Origin of the sequence: Tenacibaculum geojense (genome assembly GCF_042676005.1) — a bacterium.
Lineage (GTDB): Bacteria > Bacteroidota > Bacteroidia > Flavobacteriales > Flavobacteriaceae > Polaribacter > Polaribacter geojense.
The window spans coordinates 1-518 of the sequence record NZ_JBHTJR010000010.1 but is presented as its reverse complement, the minus strand read 5'-3'; the positions used below and the strand labels follow the sequence as shown (position 1 = coordinate 518).

Here is a 518-nt window from a genome sequence, read left to right as displayed (position 1 = left end):
CCGTATTCTCATCAACCGTTTGGGTCTCATCACTTAAGTCAATAGTCGTAGTCTCTACAACATCTGCCACAGTAATGGTTACCGTGCCTACTGCCTGGTTTCCATCTGCATCCGTTCCCGTTACTTCTACTACATAAACATTATCGCCATCACTATCGGCTGGGTTCTCAAAGTCTTGTGCTGGAAGTGTTACTTCTCCTGTCGCTGGATCAATACTAAATAAGCCTTGATCTGTTCCTCCTGTAATTGCATACGTAACAACTCCGATTGGCGTACCACTTAACACTGGCGTGTCCGTAGCAACCGTATTCTCATCAACCGTTTGGGTCTCATCACTTAAGTCAATAGTCGTAGTCTCTACAACATCTGCCACCGTAATGGTTACCGTGCCTACTGCCTGGTTTCCATCTGCATCCGTTCCCGTTACTTCTACTACATAAACATTATTGCCATCACTATCGGCTGGGTTCTCAAAGTCCTGTGCTGGTAAAGTTACTTCTCCTGTCGCTGGATCAATA

At 45.6% G+C, this 518-nt stretch carries 1 protein-coding gene; it reads right to left on the bottom strand.

The window, feature by feature from the left end:
• Window positions 1-518, bottom strand: a 518-nt coding sequence (locus ACFQ1U_RS00540; protein ID WP_386104213.1) for a cadherin repeat domain-containing protein, incomplete at both ends; no start/stop codon positions are given.